This window comes from Paracoccus sp. KR1-242 (assembly GCF_049446195.1).
GTDB classification, from domain to species: domain Bacteria; phylum Pseudomonadota; class Alphaproteobacteria; order Rhodobacterales; family Rhodobacteraceae; genus Paracoccus; species Paracoccus broussonetiae.
Window position 1 is genome coordinate 1 of sequence record NZ_JBMSED010000021.1, and the last position, 26,673, is coordinate 26,673.

A 26,673-nucleotide genomic window follows, 5' to 3' on the forward strand; every position below is an offset into this window, starting at 1 on the left:
CGCAGCCGACAGCCGCGCTGCGCGATCTGAAAGCTCCGCGCGGATATCGGTTGCTCCACCTGCGCCGGAAGGCGTATCAACCAAACGGGCTCTGGTTCCGACTGGATGACAGTTCAGTGGCAGGTCATATTCGCGATCGCCACCTCGGAACCGGCGAAAGGGTCCGAATGCAGCTGAAAACCAGCCCTTGCCGCTTCCCCACACGGTTCTTGGGCCGCTGGACCCCTTCTGAAAAGAAGTCTCAACCAAACCTGTCACTTCATTCTTGGTCAGGTTTACTTTGAGTGGTAATACTGTCTCCGACGTTCTTCCATTCCCACTCCAGCGATCATGGTCCAAATGCTGTCGTAGGCTTACCGCAATTGAGCCCGCTGAAACGTTTTCTCTCAGCCAACCGCTCCAACCCTGCCGGGAGGCGGCAGCGTTTTCTGCGCCGACCAGAGCGAGAACTATAGACCGCACAACAGTCGATTTTCCGGAGCCGTTGTCACCGAGGAACACATGCCATCCAGCGGATGGTGTCTTGGCGTCAAGAAGAAACTCAAAGTCATCAATGATACGAATATTTCGAATCGTAGCACGCGTTACGTGCATCTTCGGCTGTCCTTTCTGACGCGTGAAACGCAATAGCAACCGCCGATCCGGGAGACCCACCACCCCGGACAGACGATCCAAGCCGCCCACCGCTCTACGCCTTATAGCAAACCCAAATAAGCGCTTTGTTTATCAAGGTCCACCAGGGAAACGGATACGCCTCCGCCTCGATTGCCGACAATCCGCCCTCTTATCGGTAACCGCGGTCCGACCGCGGGAGCCAGGCCAATTTTCGGCTCCAGCGTTGACGCGCAGGTGGGTTCGCAGATGCAGCGAACTTTCGCGCCCACCCGTTATGTAGGTCACGCCGGTTCCGGGGGCGGATCTTGGCGGAATGTCCGCAGCCATGCCCTGGCAAGAGTGTGTTCGCACACGCAGAGAAGGTCCGGTTCCCGCCCGTCTGGTCAGTTCTGCTGCAGAGGCGAAAGCCACGATGCTTCACTCGCAAACGGCAACAAGGTCCGCACCGCAGACGCCCCTCCAGCCAGAAATGCTGCGGGACGTGTCGAGCGGCTGCTTCGGGGAATGCTGTCGTGCCGCATTATCAGGATGCGACCGTCTGCACAGGGCCGGCCGGCAAGAATCCTGTCGCCCGGTGTGTTGTTCACAAATCAATTCCCTCTGACAATGTGAGTGCGCCATCAAGATCGACGCCAAGATAGCGAACGGTGCTGTCCATCTTGGTGTGGCCCAGCAGAAGCTGCACCGCCCGCAAATTTCCCGTATTTTTATAAATCTGCGCCACCTTCGTACGGCGCATCGAATGAGTGCCGTAGGTGCTTGGGTCCAGTCCGATCGACATCACCCATTCTCGCAAGATCCGCGCGTATTGCCGTGTCGACAGGTGCGGGCTGTGGTGCAGGCGACTGGGCCACAGATAATCGAGGCCAATCATCTCAGAATCGGCAATCCAGCACTCGAGGGACTGACGCGTCGTCTCGGTGATATCGAAGCGGACCGGCTTACCAGTCTTGCTCTGGACCACCGAAGCGCGCTCCTTTCCCGTCCCGCGGCAAAGACATCGCGGACTTTCAGACCGTCAAGGTCACAGCCGCGCAACTTGCTATCTAGGGCCAGGTTGAACAATGCCAGATCGCACTTGTTGTCTGCCATCTCCAGACGGACGCGGATCGACCAGACGTGCATTGGCAGCAGAGGGTGCTTCTGACCGATGATGCGTCGCTTGTTCCATGGCGGGTGCTCGGGACGGAGAGCAGGAAGTGAATCGGTGAACATGGTGATACCTCCTGACCACCTGCCCTCCCTGCTTCGACTGATCCGACGAAGCCGAAAGTTTCACAAAACGGTCGAGTCGTTCTCAGAACTGGCTACATAAGTCACATCTTGGTTCCTCGCCTTGTCTGGGACCGATGCACTGCTAGGCTAGGTCGCCGCTCAAGGTCCAATGCGGATGGTCGCGATCCCGCGGCGATACGTAAGCGTCGGCCCCTGTTCGCCGCCAATTGGGAGATGCACGACACGGTATGGATGGCTCCAGCCCGTACCTTGCAGACGATGTTTGGGCCCAAACTGCGCGGAGATTGCTCAGCCACGTTTCGCAACCCGCCTCGGACATTCGGGTGTCCGGCTTGGCCTCCGCGATCACCGGCCTGCCATGCAGGATGTCGCGGATTTCCAGATCAGGATCGGCAGATGGCAGAGGCGCTCGCCTCGTGTGTCCATCCGACGAGCAACATCAACTAGCACAGCTAAATCGTCGATGCCGACTCTGCGGCGACGAAACATGCCACCACTGCGACCAGCAAAAATGCCGCTCAAAAACGCTTGTCGATCGGATATTCAGGGTTTCTGATAGCAGGACTGCATTTCACAACGGCATAGGATTGGTCATGTCGGAAAAAGCCGTGGAACGTCCCGATCGTCGCGACTTCATGATTGCTTCCATTGCAACGGTGGGCGCCAGCGCCGCGCTTGTTGCCGGTGCCGCCCGCGCACAGGAGACGGGAACGGCCGCAACCGGTTCCGGGACCGTCTATACCGGCGATATCATCCAAGGAAAGAAAGTCGTCAGCGCACTCGACGTAAACGATCTGGAGCCGGGGCAGAAGCACTTCCTGTATTTCGAGGGCGTGGAGGCACCGACCGGGCAGCACTGGTATGTGTCCGTGACCGTCGCCCGGGGGGCAAAACCGGGCAAGCGCGTCGTCATGACAAGCGGCGTGCATGGTGACGAGATGAGCTCGATCCACACCGTCCAGACGGTGATGAGCCAGCTCGATCCTGCCCAGATGTCGGGCACGGTCATGGCCGTAACCGACGTGTCGCGCCCGGCGTTGGAGAGCATGCAGCGGCGCTGGCCCAATCAGGGCCGGGGGGGCGACCTGATCGACATGAACCGGGAATGGCCCGGGAACGAGAACGGGTTTACCGCGCCCAGCCGCCATGCCGGGATGCTCTTCAACCGACTGCTGCGGCCGAATGCCGATGCCGCGATCGATTTCCATACCGGGACGACCGGCTTCGATGTCTCGGCCTTCAATATCGGCGAGACGAGCCGACCCGAGGTCAAGGCGATGTTGGACCTTTATCCCGTCAGCCAGATCCTCGACATGCCCAAGGTCGCCTATCCGACGGTCCTGCACAACGCCTTCGTCGACGCGGGTATTCCCGCCTTCGCGCCCGAGATCGGCGCCGCGCGCATCCTTGACCACGAGATGATCGCGCTGTTCGTGGAGGGGACGATGAACGTCCTCAAGCATCACGGTATCCTTCCCGGACCGATGGGCCGCACCGCAGAAGGCATGAACGTGTTTATCGGCAATAGCGGGTTCCCGGTCCTCGCGACCGAGGGCGGGATCGTCGAGCATCTGGTGAAGCTCAACGACAAGGTCGAAGCCGGACAGAAAGTTGCGATCCAGCGCGACAGTTTCGGCGAGGTTGTCGCAGAATATACCTGCGCGGTATCCGGCGAGGTGGCGGGCCTTCGCAGCGATGCAATGACCGAGCCTGGTAACCCTATCGTGATGGTGCTTTTCCACAAGACCGTGCCGGACGGGATTGAAATCTATCCCGAATAAGGCGGATGCGCGGTCGCACTTGCGGGAAGCCTTTTCTCGAGGTGGTCGAGCATAGGTCTTGCGTCACTCTTGGTACTTCAGGCCGAGTGCGGTGAGCCGGGTCAGTTCGCCTGTCGGTTCTCCGGCATCTATCGATACGTCCCGGACGAACAGGATTGAACGACACTGAAGCCAAACCGGCCTTAGTATCGGATCTCTCCGACCAATGCTGCCCCTTCAGCTTGTCCGCAATCGAAGGAGCGCCCCGGCCCTGTGAGTGCTGCCGATCAAGTGCCGTGAGGGTGGAACGGCAAGAGGACCGATCAGACCCCACCCGAACACCGTGCCGATCCGGGGATTCGAACCGGCTAGATAGGCGATGATATCGCCGCATCTTTGGCCACCAGAGACAGGCTGAGAGCATTGTCTGCCCTCAGCTTGTCAACAATGCCCGCATTTCTTCGATCATCCGCTGGCGCAGCGAGCTTTCTCTCTCTCCTCTTCATGGAAGCCTCCTGTCTATTGATTGAGGCTAGCTTCGGGAACGGATGGTGCGAGTGCGGCTCTGGTCGTCGCCTTGGACGGCGAAACGCACCTGCTCGGGACAGCATTTCTGATAACCGCCTTAGCATAGTGTATTAGCACGAGCAGAGCAGACCGATCGGAACACGGATGTTGGCAGACCTTTTTGAAAGTTTTGCGGAACAGTTCGTGACAACATTGAGTGGCGAGATCTGCGTGCGGCAGCGCGGTTCCGGTTTTCCTATCCTCCTTCACGCCCATCCGAGAACCCACATCACCTGGTTCATAGTGGCACCTCAACTCGCGCAGCATTATTTCCGTGGTTTTGTGCGGATATCCCCGGCTTCGGGCGGAGCTATCAGCCGAAAACAATCGGATCATAATCAGGTCTCTCTTCCCCCAAGGCTTTCAATGATTGTTCGGATTTCACTCTCGAGGTGCTGACCGCGATAGACGAACGAAGTTTCGTGGCGTGCATACTGGCCGTGCCGATCAGCGCTGAGCCAATTGTAAGATCCTATGCTCAGCACATCAGAATCAACGGCTACTATTTTACTGTGCAGTTTCGGTAACTTGTGCAGTTTTACTCCAATGCGGGAAAACGCCCGTTCCACGGCCTCCATCTGGTTTAGCCCCCCAGATGCCGGTCCAGTGTTAAGCAGCGGATCAGCAAATACATCTATCTCTGCACCGCGATGAACCGCCTTCTCGAATGCTGCAAGTAGGCCTACCCTTTCCATCGTGCTTGCGATCACCCACGGGCTGACGACCGTGTAGCGGCGCCCACCACTTGCGAGTGCGTCAAGGAGGAAAGCGTCATGTCCTGCGGCATCACGCAGCATTGCGATTTGCCCCGTATCTTGCTTCAGGTCTGCGCGTGGTTCGGCGAGGAACTCGAGCGCGTTTTCCTCCGATGTGAACAAAAAATCACTCAGTATCGCGCGGGGGGTTCCGCTTTTTGCGGCTCCGAAGTTGTCCATGTCGCCGAAAACGAGACAGCTGTCCTTCGCACGGGAGACGGTGACGTTGAGCATGCTGGGCGAGGCGTCGATAAAGCCCCCATCTGCATGTTTCGAGTAGACCGGTGAAAAAATTATGACGGGACGCTCAGCACCTTGCAATGCGTGAACGGTCCCGATCGTCATGCCTCCTCGACCCTCAACCGAGATTCTCCGAGCTGCGCATGCGTCACGAATTTCGCGCACCTGCCGCCCGAAGGGGGTCACGATGCCGACCACCTGTTCCAGCGGTTTTTGGTAATGCGTCTCGAGGTCGACTCTCTTGGCATCCAACCATGCTGCGATGGTTTGAGCCTCGAAGGGGTTGATACGGCTGCTTCCCGATGAAAAGGCCCTGCCATCGATGTGAAGGTAGCCAAGAGCAGGCAGGATCGCCCCTGAGGGCGCCTTTCCGCGCAGGGGCCGCAGCTTGCCCTTATAGCATAGTGCGTTGCTGAAGCTGATGATCTCATCGTAGCAACGCCGATGCTCGAACAGGTATAGCCCTTTCTCGAGATCAGGATATGGCGAAATGAGACAGGCTTGCTGTGCGAGGCGCATGGCACTGCCGCTTGTCGAACAGATGCCGCGTTGGGTCAGGGTCTCGATGGTCGCGTCGCTCGCGAGTAGTTCAGTGCTTCGCAGGTTACCTGCGTCCACTGGGCGGGGTACGGACGAAATCGGCTCGATCTGCTGCGTGTCACCAATAGCGAGAGCGCGTTTTGCAAGTGCGAATGAGGCCCCAGCAACTTCGGGAAGGACTTGGCCGGCCTCATCGACGATCAGTAGGTCGATAAAGTCGAAGAGGTATTCGGTCGCCCATTTTCCACCGTCGCGGCGGCTGTAAGTCATCTTTCCAGGCAGGCTGGCGAACGTCGCCACCGCGCAAGGTGTCAACATCATACGCCGGTGCCAACGGGGTATCACCGTTGCCTTGCCGCTCTTGTTGTGGGACGCGACGATCGCGGCAAGGTCGGCCTCCATTTCCAGAAGCCACCGTCCTTCCCAATAATGGGTGGCCAAAAGGAACAGATGAAACCGAATGCCCAGGTCGGCTTGCCGCTCTAGTTCTTCCCAATCTTGAGAACCACCCAAGGTCGCCACAGCATTCGACCATTGCTTTTCCGCGTCGGCTAATGCTTGGCGCAGTGCTTTTACGCGTGCTACCTCCTGCTCCGCATCTTGCTTGGCTTTCGCGGCGTCGCGAAGATCGCTGTGAATTCGCTGTTCAATCTCTGCAACGCGTTTGGTGTCCTCCAGACCGGGCACGAGATCACCGAGGGCCAGACGAGCACGCAATGCCCGCTTTTCCTTTGCCGCCGCAAAGACGCTGACCATCGAGACGAGGGAGGACTCTGAGGCAAGATGCCGATCTAAAGCCGCCCGCGCGGTCTGTAGGTTTGCCAATGCTGCAGTGCGGATTTCCATGTTTTCGGCAGCTTTGGATTCGGCAGCGGATGGGTCAGATCCTAGTCCCGTATCTTGGGCGATTCTCGCGGCATGGACGGCGCTGGTTGCACGATCAATTTGGCTCAGTTTCTCAGCTTCAATCACCATCCTGCTTTTCAAAGCCGCGACAGCTGAGGTCAGATCCGTGGTGTCCAGCTCAGGCAAGGCTGCTTTGGCAGCGCCAAGGTATGCCTCTTTTGCACGTTGGACATATGCAACAGTCTCGCGCTCGGACTGGAAAAGTTCCGTCTGGTAACGACGCGCAGCTTCCATCCGCCGAGCGTTGGACGCGAGAAAAATGCCGAAACTATCTATTTCAGGCAGCCAGCGGCCCGCGAAAGGTCCGTCACCCCTGGCAAAATCCTTACCGAACGCGTCGATAATATTTGTCACGGCCTGATTGTTCGACGAAGCGGCCACGATTACCGGTGGATCCCCACCATCTAGCGCCGCGCGTACCCACAACCCGGCAACTGCGGACAAGAGCATGGTTGTCTTGCCGGTCCCGGGTGGACCGTTCACCGCAATTACCTCGCCAGGCGATGACACATCCAGCCACGACAGAACCTGCCTCTGATGTTCGGCAAGAGGGAAGTTGGGATTGGAGTGACCAAGCCGCCGGAATAACTCCTGTTCAACTCGATGGTCGGGTGTGCTTGAACGAGGTTGAGGAATTGCAATCTGCCTAAGCAGCGCTGCATCCGGCCCATCCGCCAGAATTCTGTCGTACAGATCGAGAATGCCTCGAACCGTCGCGTTAGCGTCATCGCCGAGTTCAAGAAAGCCTGAACCGAGGGGTTTGTAGTCAACATCACCCCGTGGCCAGCCTTGGGAAACAGCGTCCACCATCTTGCGGCAGTGTCCGAGGTAGGCTTGCCATGCCGCATCGCTGGACATTTCGGGAAGAGGGGTCTCGGTGAGGAAGTCGTCAAGAGCATCAACCGATCCGATCGCAAACTCACCAGACGGGAGTGGGGTTAGGAGGTCTCGCGCCAAGGCATTACGCGTGGGCGTAATTAGCCCTTCCCGATCGACGGTCGCCTCGCTCACAACGGGCGCCACGATTTCCGGTAGGCCGCCAGATCGCGCAGCTCCGTGAGATGTCTTTCGAGCCATGACCAAAGGCCGAATACGAACGCCTACTGTCCGGGCAGATGCTTGGTCACGAAACAGTAGTTCCACGGTCTCGCGGGGCAGAACACCTGACTTCAAGGTCTCCGAGGGAACATCCAGAAACCGCTTTCGATCTGATTGAGCGAATTTTCCTTCACCAAGTGCGCCGTCAGCGAGTGAGGAACGCCAATAGCGAAGCGTGTTCTCAAAACTGTTGCTCATTGCCCGAGTACTTCGTGGACATGCCTAACCACTAAAATGTGGCTCATTTCTGTGGGTGTTGCAATGTGACACCCAAGTAAACATAGGCTTAGCCCGGGAAGGAGTTGATGTTTCTAACGCCGGTACGAACTTGTTCAGTGGCCAGATGGAGGAAGCAACCATCTGATCGTTTCGCTGCGCTGCAACTGAACGTCTGCTGTATTGGATGCCACCACGCAGCATTGTGATCGGTCGAATGTCGGCAATGGGCCAGGGCCACGGCCTCGTGAGCGGCGGATCGGCTGAGGGCGCCCAACCTGCAGGTTGCCGTGTCGCAGCATGCCGCTTGAAGCCCTGAGCCAACATTAGCGCAGCGCGCGGCACCTCTCACGGTTTGAGAACGCCGCGAAATAAGCGGGCTCCTTAGCGGACAGTTGTCTCACCAACTCCGCGCTGCTGTATTGCGTTAACGGGTCGCTGAAAACGTTACGAGCGACTGCGGAAGCATCGTTATTCGTCGAGCTAAGCCCATCTCAACCTGGGTGTCACATTGCGTGCCCCCGCAGAAGAACTCAGGCTTTCTTCTTGTGATGCGGCTCCTCGGGCAGTACGCCCTGCGTGCCATAGCGCCAATAGGCCACCACGCTGTGCTGCTCGCGTGGGAGGTTCCAGACGGAGCGGACATGCCTGCGGATTTCCTTGAAGGCGCTGAATTCCGCAGCGGCCCAAAGATAGAGATCGTCCGAAGGTTCCCGCGCCTTCACCGCATCGGCCAGGAGGCTGGTCGTGCCGGGGGTCGCGCCATTGCGGTGCAGCCAACTCACCGGCCAGCCGAGATCCATCTCGTCCTCGGGCCCGTCGACCTCGACCAGAATTTCGCAATCGGCCCCGATGGGCAACACCTCGCAGGCACGCGCGATGGCGGGCAAGGCCGTCTCATCACCCAGCATGAGCAGGCGGCCGCTTGATCTCGGGATCTGACCCGCCGGTCCCAGCATCCCGGCGATATCTCCGGGCTGGCAGAGCGTCGACCAATTCGCGGCAGAGGGCGCGTCGCAGGGATGCAGCACGAAATCGATCTCGATCTCACCTGCAGCAAGGTCCACGCTGCGCAGCGTATAGATCCGGGCCATCAGCGCATCCTCGCCCTGAGGCCATGCCATGCCGCCGCTGGCGGTCATCCAAGGCCAGACTGGCGTACGACCCTTGGGCGACAACAGCAGGCGGACATGCAATTCCGTATGCTGCAGGTTTTCCAGATCCGGGACGGCAAAGCGCACGCGCTGCATCGACCGGGTCAATTGTTTCGACCAGACCACAGTGATCTGGCGGAAAAACGGCGGAACCTTGGTATCGGTTTCGTCACCGGTCCAAGCGAACTCAATCTCTTCTTCTAGATATTCGCGGATATGGTCGACGAAGATCAGCTTCAGATAGCTGAGGCCAATCGCGTCCACCCCCTCGGCCAGAACCGACAGGTGATCGGCCTCGATTTGCACGAAGAAGCGCCCCGCCGGGATGACCATGCTCCAAGGGCCGGTCTCGCTTTCGACGGTGATGAATTCGGGATGGTCCTGCTGGAAGCGGTGCATCGCCTCGATGGCTTCGGGATGAGAAAGCCGCGTGCTGGCTTGAAGCATGGCGATAGTCCTTGGCAGGGCGGTATTGTCCGCACCCTCCTAGCGCAAGCGAGTGCCGAGAACCAGATGTTGAGTGTTTCCATTTGGAAAGAACGGAAGCGGCAAGAACACCACCCCATGCCAGATTTTCATTAGAAGCGGTGACGCAGGGTCGCCTGGAGCTCGCAGCCAGGATTGTGGGAATAGTTGGTTCCGGCACCCGAGACATGCTGCCCGTTAAGCAGGTTGCTCACGTTGATCGCCTTATCGGTTTTTTCCTGCACCTGATAGGTGAAAGCGGCGTCAAGCAAGATCGTCGCTGAAAGTGCAAAAGATCCGGTTTGTCCCGCATCCCTGCCGTTTCATCAAGGATTTCCTGCACTATGGCCGAGTGATCGCTTCGACACATGCATCAATGCGGCATTTGTCATGGTCCAGCGGCTGGTAAAGGCCGGGCCCTCCTGTTCCAGCAGCAGGAGGGTTGCCCCGAGCAAACTTGGCGGTTGCTGTACCGCGGCATGTTCGTCGTGAGCCCTTAGCGGATACTGGCCTTAGCTGAAGCCAGTGGTCTTCGGGGATTGCTCAATCTTCCGCGGGAAGCAGTTCCGGGTTCCAGACGATTTCCCACAGATGCCCGTTGGGATCGCGGAAATAGCCCGCGTAGCCGCCGTAGAACGTGTTCTGCGCGACCTTGACGACCTCTGCCCCTGCACGTTCTGCAGCCTCCATGATCCGATCAACCTCTTCCCGCCGCATGACGTTGTGACCAATGGTGAAGGCGGTCGGACTGACCGGCTGCTTCGGCAATCCGGTATCATGGGCAATGTCGGCCTGCGCCCAGAGCGCAAGTTTCAGCCCGCCGGAAAGATCGAAGAACGCCACCGCGCCATGCTCAAACTCTTTCCCGACGATGCCTTGCGTGGGCAACCCGAGGCCGTCACGGTAGAAGGAAAGCGATTGCTCGAGATCGGCGACGCCGAGTGTCAGAACGGAAATCCTGGGTTTCATGCCATACCCTTTCTATCGGCACCTGCACCGCGCGGACGCCTTGATAGTCTTGGGCCGTTGGCTTGCAACGGAAGGACCCGCAGAGCGGGGGCCGGGCCAACCTTCCCGAGCCTAACCTGTTTCAGACCGGCGGATGATAGCCCGGGTGTGATGGGCGGTCAACGACGGCAATGTCCGCATCGGTGCCATGGCTGGCCCGGTCTACACCGTTCGCGGGTTCGGAAAGCCAGATCGAAGCTCAGAGCCAATAGCCGCCACTTAGCGATCTGTGCTATCGCGTCTCCATGAAGAAATACGGCCGCACCTTTCATCTGCCAATCTCACCGGGTGCCACCAGTGACGACAAGATTATGTTTTCACTCGAAGGCCTTATGGTGGAGGACTTGGTGCACGGCCGTTGCACCATCGGGGGGACAGTTCGCAACAGGGTAAGCGCGCGCGGATAGACGAAGCCTGCCTGGCCGTAGACCCTTAGAGCGGGACGAGGGTAAACATGAAGAGGCCCGTCGCACGCGATGACCGTTTTACCAGACGCAGCGTCCGCTTTGTCCCATGACTCCTGTTATCCGTCTCCCGAACCTTGATTTTCCGGTTGCCAAAGCTGGATGATGGCCTGCGACGAACAAGTCTGGGAAGCGTCATGCAGGGCACACTGGCGGTCATCAGCGACATCCATGGCAACGTGGATGCCCTCCGGGCCGTGCTGGAGGACATCCAGACGCAGGGCATCCACAGGATTGTTAACCTCGGTGACCACCTAAGCGGTCCGCTTGCGGCCGCCGAGACTGCCGATGTGCTGATGGATGGCGATTTCATCTGCATACGCGGCAATCATGATCGCCAACTGGTAGAGTTGGAGCCTGGCGAGATGGGCATCTCAGATCGTGCGGCTCATGCCCAGCTGCGGCCTGCCCATCTGGAATGGCTCCGGGGCCTCCCGCCGGTCCTGACACTTCAGGATGGCATTTTCCTCTGCCACGGCGCGCCCAGAAGCGATACGACCTACTGGCTGGAAATGGTTCTGCCTGTTGGTCATGCCATTCTGCAAAACGAGGCGTCGATCGCGGCGGAACTGCAAGGATCAGCCAGCCTCTTTCTTTGTGGCCATACCCACATTCCCCGACGGGTCGATATCGGGACGTGCTCGATCCTGAATCCGGGCAGCGTCGGCTGTCCGGCCTATGATGACCAGACACCCTTCGCGCATGTCATGGAAACCGGCACTTGCACAGCCAGCTATGCAACTGTCAGAAGGACCGCGGCTGGCTGGGCGACCTCTCACCATCAGGTGCCCTACGATCCCGCACGGATGATCCGGATGGCCGAGGCGGGAGGACGTCCGGACTGGGTTCAGGCCTTGCTCCGCGGCCGCGTGAGATAGGACGCCCATATCTCGTCGCCTTGCGCCGACACGCCAGGTCTGTTGAAATCATGCGGCGTGAACACCTCTGGGAGAGAAGCGAATGATGCTCTCGACGGCTCTGATGATGGTGTTCTTCGCGGCAATCGCGGGCTTGGTTGTGGTCTTCGCCAAGTTGTTCTTTCGCAGCGACGACCTTTTTCGCGCCAACAACATCACCGAAATGGATTTCCTCGGACGTGGGCGCTTGAAGCTGCTGGTCTGGTGGCTCGTGCTCATCATCGTCGCGCCGGTCTCGGGAATACTGGCAACGGTGGCGGCGCGGGGCGGATATTGATCGGCACGGATCAGACTTGGGCCCCTAGACGCGGGGGTTATGTTGTGGTGCCCCGATCCTTGCTCGAAGAAACCCGGATTAATGGGACCGGGCCTGACGGGGATCGACCCGAATATGAGCCCGAAGCCGACAGTCAAGACATAGCGGCAAGCTTTCGGGGGCTACCGCGCATCGCACTCGCCGAAGGTTCTGGAGAGCTAGTCTTTCGTGGTGGTGGTCGGCCATGCCGTCTCTGTCCAATCCCGAGTATAGGCGTCCAGAACAGGGTCTACCGCCCGGCCAATTTCCATCCAGCGCCGCAACGAAGAATGCGCAAGATGCTTATGCACGTAGGCGCGGGCGTTAGGACCGACGTACAGGTCATGGCCTGCAATCCGCATCGCCACGGGCGCGAAGAAGGCATCCGCGACGGAATAATCACCGAACAGCCATCCATCGGCCTGTGACCAAAGCCTTTCGATACGATTCAAATCTGTTCGTACGTCATCTGGTACGGGCACGTCGCGAAAGGCTGTTCGAAGATTCATGGAGCAATAAGATCGCAAGGCCGTAAACCCGGAATGCATCTCGGCCGCCATGGACCTTGCTGCAGCTCGGCGGGCCGGGTCCGCAGGCCAATGACCAGCGTCTGGGTAGCGATCGGCAAGTTCCTCGGCCAAGGCGAGGCTGTCCCAAATGACCGTATCACCTAGCTTGGCCGCAGGAACCGTTCTGGCGGGTGCGAAGTCCGCAAGCACACGAGCGAAGCCATCGCTGTATAGGGGTGCGGAGACAGTTTTGACCGGAATGCCGAACGCGTCAAACAACAGCCAACCGCGCAGGCTCCAGCTGGAATAGCACCGTTCTCCGATGGCCAAAGTCCACGTCATAAAGATACCTCACACTGCGCCGCAAACCCCTAGGCAGTCGTGGATATTCGGTCAAGGATCAAGCGACCGGGGGCCGCTCGATCCTGCTCTGTCAATGACGTTTTCGGTCCATCAGCGCGAACACGCCCCAGCCCACATATTCACGCGTGTATGATGCGTATCGCGCGGGTGCTGACGACAACTGTTTCCGAACTTCTGGCGCAAAGTCATCATCGGGGTTTTCTTCGAGCCAGCTGCGCATGTTGAGCCATTTCGCGGCCTCGTACCTGTCCCAGCCTTCCCGGTCGGCCAGAACCATCTCCACGATGTCGTAGCCAAGCTCCGCGAAGGACCCGAGCAGTTCGGGAAGTGTCAGAAAGTCTGACAGGGTACCGGCCCCGCAACCTTTGATGACTTCTTCGCTTGGCGGCTGTTTCCGCCAGTAGGGCTCGCCAATGAGGATCATCCCATTGGACGCGAGACTCTTCGACAGCAGTTCGATGGTACCGGCAACACCTCCGCCGATCCATGTGGCGCCGACACAGGCTGCCACACCGACTTTCTCCTCTGCGACATAACCAGCCGCGTCATCGTGGATGAAACTCACCTGACCAGTGACGTCAAGTTCTTCGGCGCGGCGTTTTGCCTGTTCGGAGAACAGTTTGCTCATGTCGATGCCGGTGCCCGTGATCCCGAAATCGCGGGCCCAAGTACAAAGCATCTCCCCCGAACCGCTGCCGAGATCGAGCACGCTGGTTCCCGGCTCCAGACGAAGCACCCTGCCGAAGGTGTCGTACTTCTCCGGGGTGAAGGGATTGTGAATGCGATGCGTGCTTTCGCTGATGCTGAAAATGCGTGGTATATCCATGACTTGTCCTTTTGATCGGATGCTGATCGTACGTTCGCGGGCTGCATCGGCATTTCGATGCAGCCCGACTGCCTTTGTCATCAGCCCTGATTGTCGAGCTGAGCGCGAACGGAAAGCCGGCCCCGTTTCGAGATGCGATAGGGGCTGCCGGAACGGGATTCGATCAGGCGCCTTTTGCGCAGACGGCTGAAGACGCTCAGAGTGCAGTCGGACAGCACCGTTCCTTCACGCGTGACGCAAGTGATGGCAGTGATTTTTGCACCATCGGTCCGCTCGTGGTGAATACGGCCACCAAGGGCCAGAACGTGCAGAACACGTTGTTCAGTTCGTGAGATATTCATGGATGTCTCGTGAGAATATGTGAAAAAACACCGCAAGTGCACTGCACCCGGTGGTTCGGAATTCACCCAGCTCTCTGAAACCCAGAGAGCCTTATCTCACAAGCTCTGACATCCAGTCCTCTTGGAACGAGCGACGGCTATTCCACCGGCCCAGGCGCAGCATATAGAGACCATACATCACTAGGGCAACCATCAAGCCTCTGACAGAAACGGCAGCTTTGCCCGCACCCCAACCGCTCCTCAGCGCGAAATGCTGCGGGACGTGTCGAGCGGCTGCTTCGGGAAATGCTGTCGTGCGGCATTAGCAGGATAAGACGTCCGTTAGGGGCCGACTATCGATTTACTCCGGGTTGCGCATGATCTGCCTCGGCTGCAACCGAATGCAGCCGGACCCAATGGGGCTGTCCGAGGATGGAATTGCAATCGCAGAGCTCACAAATCGGCGGAGTTCTGGGAGCAACTCTGGACTTAATCGTTTCGTGCGAACCGTAGCAATGCACCGCCATCAGTGACCTCGATGGTGCGATAGGATGTCGTGATCCATCCCGCCTGCGCGAACTTTGCCAATGCGGCGTTGACCTGCTTGCGTGAGGCGTTGGCCATGCCGCCGAGGGCTTCCTGACTGATCGGAATGCTGCGGGACTGTAGCCAGCTGGCGCGATGCAGCACCGAGGCAATCCGTCGCATCGTGTTCGGGATCAGCAAATCGTCGATAACTCGGGTCAGCACGTCGAAATGCAGCACCGTGATATGGGCGAAGCGACGGATCGCATCCGGGTTGGAGGCTGCCATCTGCTGCATTACATCGAGCGGTAGATGGAAGAGGGTGCAACCGGTAATCGCGCGCATCTCGACGCGCCGCGGTTCCCCTGTCAGGAATGGCCCTTCACCGGCCCATGCACCGGCTATCCCGAATTGGACAAATCGGGGCGCTTCATTCGGCGCGGCCATACTTACGGCAAGCGATCCGTGCACAAGACCGTAGATTCCACCCGGAGGATCCCCGGCGTGGTAGATGACCTCGCCCACATCCCAGTTTTGAAGCAGGCTACGCGACAGAACCGTCTTCTGAAACGTGGACGGTTGCAGGGCGAGCCACCCGCTCTGAAGGATGATCGTCTCGGCTTCTGCTCTTGTTATGGGCACGAGTTATTTTTCGCTGAACTGTGTCGATTGGGACAGTTTGAGAGTTTCCAGTGGACTATCAATCCTTCGAATCGACAGATACGGTGGCCGTATTGCCGATGATATAATTTTCCTGCCTCCCTCACATGAGGGTCGCCATGCCTTTGATCCATCGGACAGTCGGGCTTTCGTCATACACGACGCCTCGCTGCCTCAATTTTGCGGACGACCAAAGCGTCACCGCGATATGCAATTGAAAGGACCGCAATGTCCCGTAGCTTCCCCGTTATCGCATATGCTCTTGGTACGGCGCTCTTGATCGCACCGGGACTGGCACAGGCTGAACCCGTGCCGGTGAGCACGGACAATTTTGCTCGGGCTGAAAGCGATCTTTACTTCGGCAGCATCTCCGCGCGGAATGGTTTGGGTGTCATTGGCCATGATCGGGTGATGGCTGATGTTGCCGAGCAGACGGTGATACGGCTCAACCGGGACACGCTATATTCCAGCGGCATCTTCGATCTGGATGCCGGGACGGTAACGCTGACGCTGCCTGATCCCGGCACGCGCTTCCTCTCAGTCCAGATCATCGACGAGGACCATTATACCCATGGCGTTCACTATGGAGGTGGTACGCTTGAATTGACGCGCGCGGCGATCGGGACACGCTATGTGGCGGTTGCCATCCGCACCTTGGTGAACCCGGAGGATGTAGAGGATCTTGCGACGGTCCATAAGCTTCAAGACGGGATCAAGGTTTCGCAAACCAGCCCCGGGTCGTTCGAGGTGCCCGACTGGGACAATTCCACGCAGGACCGGACGCGTCAGGCGCTGATCGATCTTGCCGCGCTTTTGCCCGACACGCGGCATATGTTCGGGGCAAAGGATCAGGTTGACCCCGTTCGCCATGTGATCGGCTCGGCCATGGGATGGGGCGGCAACCCGGAAACCGAGGCGCTCTACCTCAACCGGCAGGTGGCGAAGAACGACGGCAAGACCGTCTACCGCGTCAAGGTCGGCAAGGTACCGGTCCAAGGCTTCTGGTCGATCTCCATCTACAATGCCGACGGCTATTACGTAGCGAACACCCAGAACGCCTATACGCTCAACAACCTGACCGCGACGCCCGATAGCGATGGCAGCGTAACGGTCCAATTCGGCGGATGCGACAAGGCGGTCGTGAACTGCCTGCCGACGCCAGAGGGCTGGAACTGGATGGTACGGCTCTATCGCCCCGATGCCAGCGTTCTTGATGGCAGCTGGGTCTTTCCGGAACCGGAGGAAGTGCAATGAACCGTCGAACCCTGCTTCAGATGAGCGTCGCGGCGGCGGTGCTGCCGGGCCTGCCGATGTATGCGCAGGATCAAGGTGCATTGACGCATGAGGCGTTTCTTTACACCTACCCGATGGTGAAGAACTACCTCACCCTATACCAATACGCGCTGGAACCGGGGGGCAAGCAGTACAAGGGGCCGCTCAACACGCTAAGCAGCATCGCCCGGGTCTATACGCCGCAGGACACGGCGATCATCACGCCCAACTCTGACACACCCTATTCCTTCATGGTCATGGACCTGCGCGCCGAACCGCTGGTCCTGTCCCTGCCCGCCATCGAGGCGGATCGTTACTACTCGGCCCAAATCGTCGATCTCTATACCCACAATGTCGATTATCTGGGCACGCGGGTGGATGGCAATGGCGGCGGAGATTTCATGATTGCGGGGCCGGGTTGGCAAGGGGAAGCACCCGCCGGGATCAAGCGTGTGGTCCGGATACCGACTGATCTGGGTCTTGTGGTCATCCGCACGCAGCTTTTTGCGCCCGACGACATCGGCAAGGTCGAAGCGGTTCAGGCGGGCTACAAGGCGCAGGCTTTGTCGGCCTTTGCGGGCACGCCTGCCCCGGCTCCGGCACCTGCCATCGACTGGCCGGTGATCGACGACGACCGGATGCTGACCGACTTCTGGCCGCTTGCGACTTTCCTGCTGCAGTTCGCCCCGCCCCTCGAATGGGAGGGACCCCTGCGCGACAGCTTCGCCACGCTCGGGCTGCAAGCGGGGACGGCCTGGCCCCCCGCCAGCCTGAATGCGGATCAGGTGGCCCGGATGCGCGACCTTGTCCGGCCGACCGAGCAGGAGATCCGCGCCGAGGTCGCGCATCTCACGGATTCCGCCAAGCTGTTCGGAACGCCCGAGTTCATGAAGGGCCGCTACATGGACCGCGCCGCTGCCGCGCAGGGTGGCATCTATGGCAATACCGCACAGGAGGCGCTTTACGTCATCTATAATCTCGACGCGGCGGGCAAGCCGCTTGACGGCAAGGCGCATCGCTATGCCTTGCGCTTCGCGGCGGATGCCCTGCCGCCGGTGGCCGCCTTCTGGTCGATCACGATGTATGACATGGCGCGGCAGTTGCTGGTCGATAACCCGATCGACCGCTACCTGATCAATTCGCCGATGCTGCCGGGGCTGAAACGGGACGAAACCGGCGGCATCGTCCTCCACCTTCAGGCCGAAAGCCCCGGCGCCGAGCAAGAGGCGAGCTGGCTGCCCGCGCCAGCCGAGGGGTTCTACGCCGTCATGCGGCTATACTTGCCCAAGCCCGAAGCTCTTGATGGTCAGTGGAAGGCGCCCACCATCGAGGTCGTCGGCTGACACGCGCCTTGCGGGGGGCGGCCAGACGGCCGCCTCTTGGCCCATGTGCCGCGACTTCTCTTCCGATATGCCCCGAGGAATTCCCCCATGAAGCGGTCTCAAGCCCTTCCGCTGCTTGTCGGCGCAGCGCTTTGCGCAACACCTGCGGCCTCTCAGGAAGGCTGGCAGGTCTCGGCATCCGCTTATCTTTGGCTTCCAGAGACCACGACCACGCTCGACACCCGTTTCGGCGCGGTGACAACCGAGCTTGGCCGCGCCGACGCGGTCGATGCGCTGGATGCCGGGATCATGGGTACAATCAGCGCGCAAAGCGGGCCCTGGTCGTTGGTTGGGGATTTCCTCCACCTCGACCTTACGCTTGGAAATCAGATGCCCCGGCAGGTGCTGTTCTCGGAAGTGTCGACGGGGATAAAGCTGACCTCGGCCGCGGGATACGGCCTTTACAATGTCGTGGATCGGGATGGGCTGAGAGTCGATCTGGGGGGCGGCGCAAGGCTGATGTCTGCCAATATCGACCTTGCATTCCGGGGCACTGCCCTGCGGGATTACCGCTCTTCGCTTTCCGATACCTGGATCGATCCGCTTGTTGCGACGCGGATATCCTATGGTGAGGACGGCCGCTGGCAGGCCAGCCTTTGGATCGACGGCGGCGGCTTCGGCATCGGCGAGGCTTCGGACGACACCTGGCAGGTCGTGGCGCTGGCCAGCTATAGTGTCGGCACGAATTGGACACTGAGCGGCGGGTGGCGCAACTTGTCAGTTGATCGTGAATACCAAGGCCTGCCCTACGACTTGCAACTCAACGGTCCGATTTTTGGTGCAAGCTATCGCTTCTGAATACCGGCGCTTGTTCGGAAGTGAACGCTCCCGAGGTACGAGCACCGAACGGTGTCATTCCCCATTCGCCTTTGCCAAAAAGCGGATAGAGTCCGCGGTCGAGCGGTGGCTTTGCAGAGGTCACCCTGCAGCATTCGCGGGGCCCAAAAGTCCGGTATGGGCCGGGCGCTTGCCTCCGAACCTTGGCCGTTCACATCAAGCGCCAGGATATTCACGTAGAAGCGGAAGCTGCCATCTTGGACATCAGTATCGCTTCGCAGTCCAGTCGGTCCGCCAGAGCCTGCGCCTAGGTTAAGCCGCGCCCTGCAATTATAACCTCATGCCTATCGCGGACCAACTCCGAGCGAAGCGTCCGCCGAAGCCGCCATGGCATTCGAGGATCAGGATCTTCACCGCAGCAGCCGACGCTGGAAGGCCGGGTCCGGCAAGGCGCACATGTCGGCGCGACCGAACAGCGCATAGCGGTTGCGCGCGAGGCGACGGTAGAACCAGTTGCGCACCGGCCGGGGGAAAACCCGCAACACGCCGGCTAGCCGGATCCATCCGCCCAAGCTGCGGCTGGCCTAAAGCACAGCGTCGCAATCGACATAGGCCACCCCGCCGTCGATGAACAGCCAGCTTGAGGGGTCCTCCCGCTCCAGCCCGTAATGGCGCAGCAGCGCGGTGCCCAGCGGACTTTGGATCGGGCAGATGCGCACTGTTCCCGTGCCGTCGAGCCGATGGATCATTCGCGCGCCCCAACTGCACAGGGCGCATTCGGCATCCATCACCGCGACAGGCTGGAGGTCATCAAAAGGCGGCACCGCCGGGTCTCTGCGGAAGGAAAAGGGTTCGGCCATGACACCGGATCATCCGGCAAACGCCGGCGCGGCGCAATCCGAAGCTGCCGGGCATCACATGATCTTCTCATGGATCTCCGGTTCATGTCACTCGCGCTGTATACATGAATCCGCAGGTCCTGGTGCCCGCTCCAGGAGGTGCGGTTTTGCATAACGGCGGCATGGTGATCGCCCACGAAAGACCGGTTCACCCTGCCGAACAAGGTGAGGTCCGAACGGCAAGGTCAAACCCACTTGCCGCTACGCCGCAGGCAGCTTGGAGCCCATAGTTGCCAATGGCCGTCAGCCTTGGTAGTCCTCAAACTCCCACGGAAGGTTGCGCGCTAAACGAGCGGTTGGTTTTGACCAATCGCCGCGGGCCTCGTTGCCCAGCAGCTTGTCTATCACTCCTCGAACCTCTTTCTCGTCAAACATCGATACGAACGGATGGTGTCGTCCGAACGCAGGCTTGGAAAAAGCCTCGTGCGTCGGGTCGGTCGGATAGACCTTCAGAACGCTGGCGGAAAACCATGAGGGTGTGCAGACGAAAACCGAAAAATTGTCACCAGTTGTCGAGCCAGTTTCACCGATCACCAGATCCAGAATCCCGCCGAAGTGCTTTGGATCAGATGGGCAAAGCGGTTCACCGTGAAAATCGCCAAGGAAAAAGCTCTTGATTTCGGCTTCCATCTGACCCTCGTCTGTGTCCGGGACAAGGTATCAGCAGGTTCAATGAATGTCCGCATCGTGCTGCGGAGCCTGGATCGGACAGTCGATCGCTTGGAGATGAACAAAACCGCGGTCGATTTGACATCGCACGATGCAGCCGTTCGCAACTGACCTATCCAACCAGCGATATGCCAGATTTCAGTACGACCCTTTGTGCAACAAGAACCACACGCAGTTGACCTGTTCGCGTTCCGACTTACTGCCGCCGCATGCGTCACCGATTCCAGGGGTGTTGGAGCCGATGATCGACGCTGAGAATCTCCCGCTGCAAACGACGCAATCGCACCGACTGGCTGGAGACTGATTCTTGCCGGGCTTGCCTTTGGGCTTACTTTGTTGATTGGCGGCCCGGTGGTTTTGGGAGTTCCCGCCGCCATAACCGGCATCCTTTTTCCTGTCCTGCCACTTGTCGCGCTGGCCGTTTCTGCGGGCCCGGGACGAACTGGTTTGTTCCGCCCGCTTCGATTGCGGGACGCGTTCCCGATCCCGGCTTTTGCCGCGCTTGCAATCATTCTCACGCTGCTGGCCGCGCTAGTTATCAGCGACATTGTTCCGACCGCGACAAATTCCATCTTCGCTTAAATCCAATCCCAAGATGGGTTCGATTTCATACTGCAACTGCTCTCGGCACTTCCGTCGCTGCTTGGGGAGGAGTTACTGGCCATACTTCCCGTGCTTGCCGTGACATCGTTCCTGCGCAGCCGGACTGGCGTGGGTGCAGGCCTGACGCTAGCGCTCGGGATCGTCTCGGGCTGGCTGGTTTTCTGCCTCGCGCATCCGCCCACATACGACTGGAACGTAGCGCAATGCTTCGGTGTGATCGGGGTGGCGAGGCTGGTCTTCACACTTGCGTTTCTTGTCACGCGTAATCTCTGGGTGTCCTTTGGAGTGCATATTGCAACAGATTGGACGGAGATCATGTTGGCACGATACTTCCATGAACTTGGAATATAACACTTTTCCACAGGAGCCAAGAATGACGAAACACTTGATGACGGCAGCTTTTCTTGTGTTTGGAACTTCGACCCCGGCCCTCGCCGACGTTCCCTTTTTCAACGCAACCTGTCCGAGCCACATCGAAGTGCATTCCGACGCGGGCGGCCCCGTTTTCCTGAACGGCAATGAGGCCAAGCTGCACCGGTTCAACGCCAATTATTACGAGGCGGTCAGGGACCACATCACCGTGTCGATCAACGTCAATCCCGACCACAGCCTTGCCGTCTCATATACCAAGGGCGGCGCAAGCGGCATCTGCCAAGTGAATGCGCATCAGCGGCAGGGCCGCACAGTGCAGGAACCTGTCGTACCCAAGCTTGCCATGACCACATCGGAAATGTCGCGCTTCTGCAGGGGGGAGGCGGCATCGCATTTCAACGTCCGGCCGGCCGATCTCACGGTGAACCCGTCTTTCAAGGTGGGCAGTCGCTATGTGGCACAGGGTTGGTTCGACGGCACGCGCGGCTCAACCTTCTTCAATTGCTTCTTCGACGGTCAAGGCCATTTCCAGAGCCTCAATTAAGCTCGTTGGCAAGCCGAGTTGCATCGAAAATCTGTCATCGGCTGGATGGCGCCGGCGCAGAGAATGACCGCAGTGGGCGCGCCGCAGCCGCTCCTCAGCCAGAAATGCTGCGGGACGTGTCGAGCGGTTGCTTCAGGAATGCTGTCGTGCGGCATTACCAGCATGCGATAGTCGATAATGGGCCGGGCCCGGCTGGGTGGACAACCAGTCGCGACCCTAGCCCAATTGCCGTCGTTTTGCCCCGCAGCAGGTAGCTCCGAGCCATTGCCGGACGGTCGTGCAAGACCGGAGCAGTGGAGGCTGCGCAGCACCCAGGGCCAGTCGGGGTAGCACAGATCCAGATTAAGGGATCTAGTGGGACAGAAGGCGATCCGAATGATTGCCAACCAGCCTATCATTCGGAAAATGCTTGAGTATCCTCTGAAACTCGCCGCGCCCGAGAATGCGGCGTGCAGGATGGGGCACGTGGGTGGGTTGAGCAATCTCCGGAAAAATGAGCGCGATTTCGCGCAGTTGTGCTGCCCCAAGCGCGCGGAGCGCCATGTGCCCGGTCAGGAGCGTCTCGGTCAGAGTGCCGTTGGCCCAGACCAGTTCGTGGCGGTCCAGAAGAAAGTGGACATAAACGACCTTGCCCTGGCTCTCTTGCCGTATTCCGTTATGACCAACCAGCTTCTTGGCCGCGATTAGAACCGCATCCGTGGCGAAGCTTGCGCAAATGGCAGGTGAGTGCAGGGCGATACGATGTTGCGGAGATACCCGAAGATCGCTCTCGGGACATCCTGCGCCAAGCGCACCAGCGGGAATGAGAACCGGAAGGAGATCATGTCGCAAGATCGGCCGTATGCTGCGAGATGAAATCCACCGGATCGGCTGCGGGCCATTATCCATCGTTGTAACAAGGTCGCCCACTTTCAATGTTTCAACAGCGCGCGGCCCGTCAGGAGTTTCAATCAACGTTCCTGTCGTGAAGCACACGACTTCAGCGTCGAGATAAAATCGATAAGGCGCACCGGTGGGGTCCGGCGTGTAGGTGATCGACCCGGAATCCGGGAAGCCTCCATCCATGCTGCCCAGAACGATATTCCCGCCGAACGTACCGATAACCGGCGTTGTGTCGGGGTAAGAGCTTATGAAATACTGTCCATTAAACGTGGCTAGCTCTCCATTATACTGGTTATCAATGTCGATGACGCCTTCGTTCGGATTTTCAGGCCGCACGACAAAATCATAATCCTTGTTGCCGGCTAGGCTGACTCGGGCGGTGGTGAAGGCTTCCCCAGTCAAGATATGCGGACCATTCTCGAGATCGTCATAATGTACGGCACCGTCATCGACGAAGAATTCTATTGTCGCACCGTCGGGAAGAGGACCTCCCGTGATGGTTGTCAGGGCGTCAACTAATGGAAGGGAGTTCACTGTAAAGGTATTGCTTCCGGTGATGTTACCAATAGCAAGGGCGTTCACGGGAAAGACGAGCCACGGCATAAACTTCTTCCTCTATGGGTATGGTGAATGCTCCAAAGCATGCTAGCCACGGATTTCTCCGTGATCTAGTTCGAATGCCTTCGTCGCGCGCCAGCCTTGCGAGTGTCACGACATGCCCTCTTTCCAAGCGATTGCGGAGGCGATGACGCTGTTTTTTGATCAGAATAGATGCAGCGGTTGGAGAGTTTCCACTTTGGGAGCGCACACCAAGCAAACCCTCAGTTCGAATGACTGCTTCGTACGGATGGACGTCAATGAAGATCAGCAGCAGGATTCGCCGCGAGATCGGTATCGACTTCAACACGCATCTGCACCGGCACCTTGCAGCGAAGATGGTTTGGCCGATCGGCCGGGCAGCTATGAAGTGGTCCGCCGCTTGCTGGGGCATTCCTCTACCAGTTCGAAGTTGAACGCCTATGTCGGCTTCGAGGCCGGCACGTCGACCAAGCTCTATTCCGACATGTTGCCAAGGCCCGCACGTCATGACGCGGATCAAGCTCTACCCACACGAATGGCCCGAAGCCGATCAACAGATGTGGTTTTGGCCTGCAGGCAAACGGCAATCCTCTGGATGACGCGGGTGCCTTTGCGCATCTTCGGGCCAGTACCATTGCGCAGCACGAGGCGGTTATCGTCGCTGGATTCCATGGCTGAAAGCGATCGATCCCGCAGCCCTCGGGGACCCACCGCTTTTGCGGATCATACCGGAGCGCATCGTGGCGTGGATGAGTTCGATGGAGGCCGACGCCGCCTATTCGCGGGTCATGCGGCTCGACACGCTGATCCGCGTGGTTGTTGCCGTCGATCGTGAAGTCTGTGTAAGGAAACTGTGAAGGATCCGTTCCATTCAATTTGCTTGGGCACAGGACAGAAACGGCGAGCGGAAGCATGGGCGCCTCCTTGCGGGGAGCGTTTTGCTGCAGGCGCGCCTCGATCTGGCTGGACAACACGCGGATGCAAGATCGACCCTCGAGCGCATGCAGAAGCTGCGCGGCGGAACATTGCTTGCGTTTCTCGCGCTGCTGCCGATCCGGCGTCGTGCATTTGTAGGGCTGCAACTGGGCCTCGGTGCTTCTTACAGTGCATTCCATCGAGATTGTTCTTGCACCGGACATGACCAAAACCGGCAACAGCTGGACCGCGACGATCCCTGATCCGCTAGAGCGGCTGCTGCGCCACTAGCTGTCCGAATCCCGCCCCTTTTCTGCTGCGCCGTGGCGATGAGACCCATGCGATGCTTTGGGCTGCGGGCTCAGGGCGTCCCATGGGCTACTCCTACATGGGACGGCGTATCTGCGACCTGACGGAAAGGATGACAGGTGATCGCGTGCGGCCACACTTCTTCCGGGACGTTGCCGCCGCAACACTGGCACGTGGGTCCCCCGAGCATGCCCGCTTGGGCGGTCCGCTGCTGGGGGCATACGAGTTTCAGAACAACCGAGAAGCACTACAACCATGCGCGTGCCATCGCAGCCAAGCGTGGCTGCATCGAAAGCCTCCAGCGTATCAGGAGCCAATCACGACCCGCGCTGCAATCTATGCCCGCTACTCCAGCCAGAACCAACGCGAGGCTTCCATCGAAGACAAGATGCGGCTTTGCGTCGCGCGCTCGGATCGTGAAGGCTATCAGATCATACAGCATCATGCCGATATGGCCATCTCGGGCGCCTCGATGCCCCGTCCCGGTCTGCAAAGCCTTGTGGATGCGGCCTCGCATCGCAACATCGACCTCATCATCGACGAGGCGCTCGATCGGTTGAGACGTGATCAGGCTGACGTCGCGACGCTCTACAAGCGCCTGAGCTTCCACGGCGTCCGTATCGTGACCTGGGCGGAGGGCCAAGTCAGCGAGATGCATGTTGGCCTCAAGGGCACGATGAACCAATTGTTCCTGAAGGATCTTGCCGCCAAGACGCGGCGAGATTTGCGCGGCCGGGTCGAGGCCGGTTTCGCGGGCGGCGGCATCAGCTATGGATATGACATCGTGCGGCGTCTGAGCGCCGATGGTACTCCGGCCACCGGTGAGCACTCCGTTAATCATGATGAAGCGGAGGTAGTCCGTCGGATCTTCTTGGACTTCAGCGACGGCCCTTCTCCAAAAGCCATAGCCAAGAAGCTGAATGCAGAGGGCATCTCTGGCCCTCGCGGCCAACTCTGGGCGCGACACCGCGATCCGCAGCCATCGTCTGCGTAGTACCGGGTTGCTGAACAACGAGCTCTATGTCGGCAAGATAATTTGGAATCGGATGCGTTACTTTTAAGGATCCCGGGACCGGCAAGCGCATGTCGCGGATGAGCCCAAAGGAAGAATGGATCGCGACCGAAGTCCCGGAACTGCGCATCCTCGACGACGCCCTATGACAGCGTGCCAAGGGGAGATCGAGGACGACCGGCGGGTCCGCGCCATCAAACAGAGCCGGTTCTGGGAGCAGAGGCGCAAAGTGCATCTGCTGACCGGGCTCCCGCAATGTGGCTGCTGCGGCGGTGGATATGCGGCAGTCGATCGGGATTATCTGGCCAGTTCCGCGGCCCGCAAGCTCGGGGCCTGCACGCAGCGGCGCGCATTCCGGCGCGGAGATCTCATGGCCTTGATCCTCGTCCTGCTGCGCGACCGCGTGATGCAGCCCGCGGCGGTCGCCAGCTTCATCAGTGCTTATGGCAGCTAAGTGAACGCCGGTCGGGCGTCGCAATCGGCCGAACGCACCAAGCTGGAATCCGCGAAGACCGAAGTGCTGCGGCGCTTGGATGGTCTCTAGGACACGATCGCGGATGGCCTGCGGACACCGGGGCTGAAGGCCAAGCTGGATGCCTTGGAAACGAGGAAGGGAGAGATCGAGGACGCGCTTGCCACGCCCCTGCCCTCACCCGTGCGCCTGCATCCGGGATTGAGCAGCCTCTACGACAAGAAGGTCAAGGAACTGGCACAAACGCTGGCGGATCCTGCGATCCGGACAGCAGCGCTGGAGATTATCCGTGGCCTGATCACGCGCGTGACGATCCACGAGACCGAGACGGGCGTCAAAGTTGAATTGGAGGGTGCGATGACCGCAATGATCGGCTTGGCCCAGCCTGAGGCTAAGCATGTCTTGGATCATGGTTCGGTTGATTTGGTTGCGGGAGCAGGATTTGAACCTGCGACCTTCAGGTTATGAGCCTGACGAGCTACCGGGCTGCTCTATCCCGCGCCGTTTTGCATCGCGGTTTTTGCGGTGCTTTTTATCGTTTTCGAGA

General features: G+C 59.3%; 21 protein-coding genes, 1 tRNA gene and 2 pseudogenes. 11 read left to right on the forward strand and 13 right to left on the reverse strand.

All coding sequences use genetic code 11. From position 1 onward, the window contains the following. Positions 1 to 594, reverse strand: a 594-nt coding sequence (locus ACO2Q4_RS22845) for an AAA family ATPase (RefSeq protein ID WP_423322077.1), incomplete at its 3' end; no start/stop codon positions are given. Between the two features lie 604 nt (positions 595 to 1,198). Then, positions 1,199 to 1,830, reverse strand: a pseudogene (locus tag ACO2Q4_RS22850) (tyrosine-type recombinase/integrase). 614 nt (positions 1,831 to 2,444) lie between these two features. Here ACO2Q4_RS22850 and ACO2Q4_RS22855 point away from each other — a divergent pair. After that, positions 2,445 to 3,632, forward strand: a complete 1,188-nt coding sequence (locus tag ACO2Q4_RS22855; protein WP_423322078.1) for a succinylglutamate desuccinylase/aspartoacylase family protein — start codon at positions 2,445 to 2,447, stop codon at positions 3,630 to 3,632. A gap of 884 nt (positions 3,633 to 4,516) precedes the next feature. On the opposite strand, the gene ACO2Q4_RS22860 is transcribed toward ACO2Q4_RS22855, so the two are convergent. From ACO2Q4_RS22860 to ACO2Q4_RS22870, 3 genes are all read right to left on the reverse strand, one after another. Continuing rightward, on the reverse strand, positions 4,517 to 7,915 hold the full coding sequence (locus tag ACO2Q4_RS22860) for an AAA domain-containing protein (protein ID WP_423322079.1): 3,399 nt from the start codon (positions 7,913 to 7,915) through the stop codon (positions 4,517 to 4,519). Positions 7,916 to 8,466: 551 nt separating this feature from the next. Continuing rightward, entirely contained in the window at positions 8,467 to 9,534 is a 1,068-nt protein-coding gene (locus ACO2Q4_RS22865) for a siderophore-interacting protein (protein ID WP_423322080.1), read from the reverse strand. 561 nt (positions 9,535 to 10,095) lie between these two features. Next, positions 10,096 to 10,521, reverse strand: coding sequence for a VOC family protein (locus tag ACO2Q4_RS22870; protein WP_395135925.1), 426 nt, complete (start codon positions 10,519 to 10,521; stop codon positions 10,096 to 10,098). Positions 10,522 to 11,161: 640 nt separating this feature from the next. On the opposite strand from ACO2Q4_RS22870, the gene ACO2Q4_RS22875 reads away from it, so the two are divergent. Together ACO2Q4_RS22875 and ACO2Q4_RS22880 are read left to right on the forward strand one after the other, a co-directional pair. Continuing rightward, positions 11,162 to 11,902 carry a metallophosphoesterase family protein gene (locus ACO2Q4_RS22875; protein ID WP_423322081.1) on the forward strand — a complete coding sequence of 247 codons (741 nt, stop codon included), beginning with the start codon at positions 11,162 to 11,164 and terminating at the stop codon, positions 11,900 to 11,902. An 82-nt stretch (positions 11,903 to 11,984) separates the two neighbouring features. Further along, a complete protein-coding gene (locus ACO2Q4_RS22880; protein ID WP_423322082.1) occupies positions 11,985 to 12,218 on the forward strand; it encodes a hypothetical protein in 234 nt (77 codons plus the stop codon). Between the two features lie 197 nt (positions 12,219 to 12,415). Here the strand turns inward: ACO2Q4_RS22880 and ACO2Q4_RS22885 are convergent, their stop codons facing one another. From ACO2Q4_RS22885 to ACO2Q4_RS22900, 4 genes are all read right to left on the reverse strand, one after another. After that, on the reverse strand, positions 12,416 to 13,087 hold the full coding sequence (locus ACO2Q4_RS22885) for a glutathione S-transferase (protein ID WP_423322083.1): 672 nt from the start codon (positions 13,085 to 13,087) through the stop codon (positions 12,416 to 12,418). A 91-nt stretch (positions 13,088 to 13,178) separates the two neighbouring features. Then, positions 13,179 to 14,015, reverse strand: a complete 837-nt coding sequence (locus ACO2Q4_RS22890) for an SAM-dependent methyltransferase (protein WP_423322084.1) — start codon at positions 14,013 to 14,015, stop codon at positions 13,179 to 13,181. After that, positions 14,015 to 14,275, reverse strand: coding sequence for a YjhX family toxin (locus tag ACO2Q4_RS22895; RefSeq protein ID WP_311761793.1), 261 nt, complete (start codon positions 14,273 to 14,275; stop codon positions 14,015 to 14,017). The genes ACO2Q4_RS22890 and ACO2Q4_RS22895 overlap by 1 nt, the downstream gene beginning before the upstream one ends. A 468-nt stretch (positions 14,276 to 14,743) precedes the next feature. Continuing rightward, on the reverse strand, positions 14,744 to 15,421 hold the full coding sequence (locus tag ACO2Q4_RS22900; protein ID WP_395135930.1) for a Crp/Fnr family transcriptional regulator: 678 nt from the start codon (positions 15,419 to 15,421) through the stop codon (positions 14,744 to 14,746). A gap of 246 nt (positions 15,422 to 15,667) precedes the next feature. Between ACO2Q4_RS22900 and ACO2Q4_RS22905 the strand changes: the two genes are divergently transcribed. From ACO2Q4_RS22905 to ACO2Q4_RS22915, 3 genes are all read left to right on the forward strand, one after another. Beyond that, a complete protein-coding gene (locus ACO2Q4_RS22905; RefSeq protein WP_423322085.1) occupies positions 15,668 to 16,693 on the forward strand; it encodes a DUF1214 domain-containing protein in 1,026 nt (341 codons plus the stop codon). After that, positions 16,690 to 18,054 (forward strand): DUF1254 domain-containing protein, encoded by a 1,365-nt coding sequence (locus ACO2Q4_RS22910; protein ID WP_395135932.1) that lies wholly within the window; start codon positions 16,690 to 16,692, stop codon positions 18,052 to 18,054. Before ACO2Q4_RS22905 ends, ACO2Q4_RS22910 begins: the two co-directional genes overlap by 4 nt. Before the next feature lie 87 nt (positions 18,055 to 18,141). After that, positions 18,142 to 18,891, forward strand: coding sequence for a hypothetical protein (locus tag ACO2Q4_RS22915; protein ID WP_311761790.1), 750 nt, complete (start codon positions 18,142 to 18,144; stop codon positions 18,889 to 18,891). Between the two features lie 389 nt (positions 18,892 to 19,280). On the opposite strand, the pseudogene ACO2Q4_RS22920 reads toward ACO2Q4_RS22915, so the two are convergent. Then, positions 19,281 to 19,730, reverse strand: a pseudogene (locus ACO2Q4_RS22920) (thiol-disulfide oxidoreductase DCC family protein). 282 nt (positions 19,731 to 20,012) lie between these two features. Next, positions 20,013 to 20,399, reverse strand: a complete 387-nt coding sequence (locus ACO2Q4_RS22925; RefSeq protein ID WP_311761788.1) for an Imm8 family immunity protein — start codon at positions 20,397 to 20,399, stop codon at positions 20,013 to 20,015. Positions 20,400 to 21,056: 657 nt separating this feature from the next. Here ACO2Q4_RS22925 and ACO2Q4_RS22930 point away from each other — a divergent pair. After that, positions 21,057 to 21,392 (forward strand): type II CAAX prenyl endopeptidase Rce1 family protein, encoded by a 336-nt coding sequence (locus ACO2Q4_RS22930; RefSeq protein WP_423322090.1) that lies wholly within the window; start codon positions 21,057 to 21,059, stop codon positions 21,390 to 21,392. A 22-nt stretch (positions 21,393 to 21,414) separates the two neighbouring features. Then, the gene (locus tag ACO2Q4_RS22935) at positions 21,415 to 21,957 is read left to right on the forward strand and encodes a hypothetical protein (RefSeq protein WP_311761787.1); all 543 of its coding nucleotides are present in this window, start codon (positions 21,415 to 21,417) and stop codon (positions 21,955 to 21,957) included. A 351-nt stretch (positions 21,958 to 22,308) separates the two neighbouring features. On the opposite strand, the gene ACO2Q4_RS22940 is transcribed toward ACO2Q4_RS22935, so the two are convergent. Further along, on the reverse strand, positions 22,309 to 23,442 hold the full coding sequence (locus tag ACO2Q4_RS22940) for a Hint domain-containing protein (RefSeq protein ID WP_423322086.1): 1,134 nt from the start codon (positions 23,440 to 23,442) through the stop codon (positions 22,309 to 22,311). A 977-nt stretch (positions 23,443 to 24,419) separates the two neighbouring features. On the opposite strand from ACO2Q4_RS22940, the gene ACO2Q4_RS22945 reads away from it, so the two are divergent. The 3 genes from ACO2Q4_RS22945 (at position 24,420) to ACO2Q4_RS22955 (ending at position 26,108) form a co-directional block, all read left to right on the forward strand. After that, positions 24,420 to 24,596, forward strand: a complete 177-nt coding sequence (locus ACO2Q4_RS22945) for a hypothetical protein (protein ID WP_423322087.1) — start codon at positions 24,420 to 24,422, stop codon at positions 24,594 to 24,596. Between the two features lie 110 nt (positions 24,597 to 24,706). Beyond that, entirely contained in the window at positions 24,707 to 25,636 is a 930-nt protein-coding gene (locus ACO2Q4_RS22950; protein WP_423322088.1) for a recombinase family protein, read from the forward strand. 247 nt (positions 25,637 to 25,883) lie between these two features. Continuing rightward, positions 25,884 to 26,108: a hypothetical protein gene (locus ACO2Q4_RS22955; protein ID WP_423322089.1), complete on the forward strand. Its 225-nt coding sequence runs from the start codon at positions 25,884 to 25,886 to the stop codon at positions 26,106 to 26,108. Positions 26,109 to 26,550: 442 nt separating this feature from the next. Here ACO2Q4_RS22955 and ACO2Q4_RS22960 read toward each other — a convergent pair. Then, positions 26,551 to 26,627: transfer RNA gene (locus tag ACO2Q4_RS22960), tRNA-Met, on the reverse strand. Positions 26,628 to 26,673: the final 46 nt, after the last annotated feature.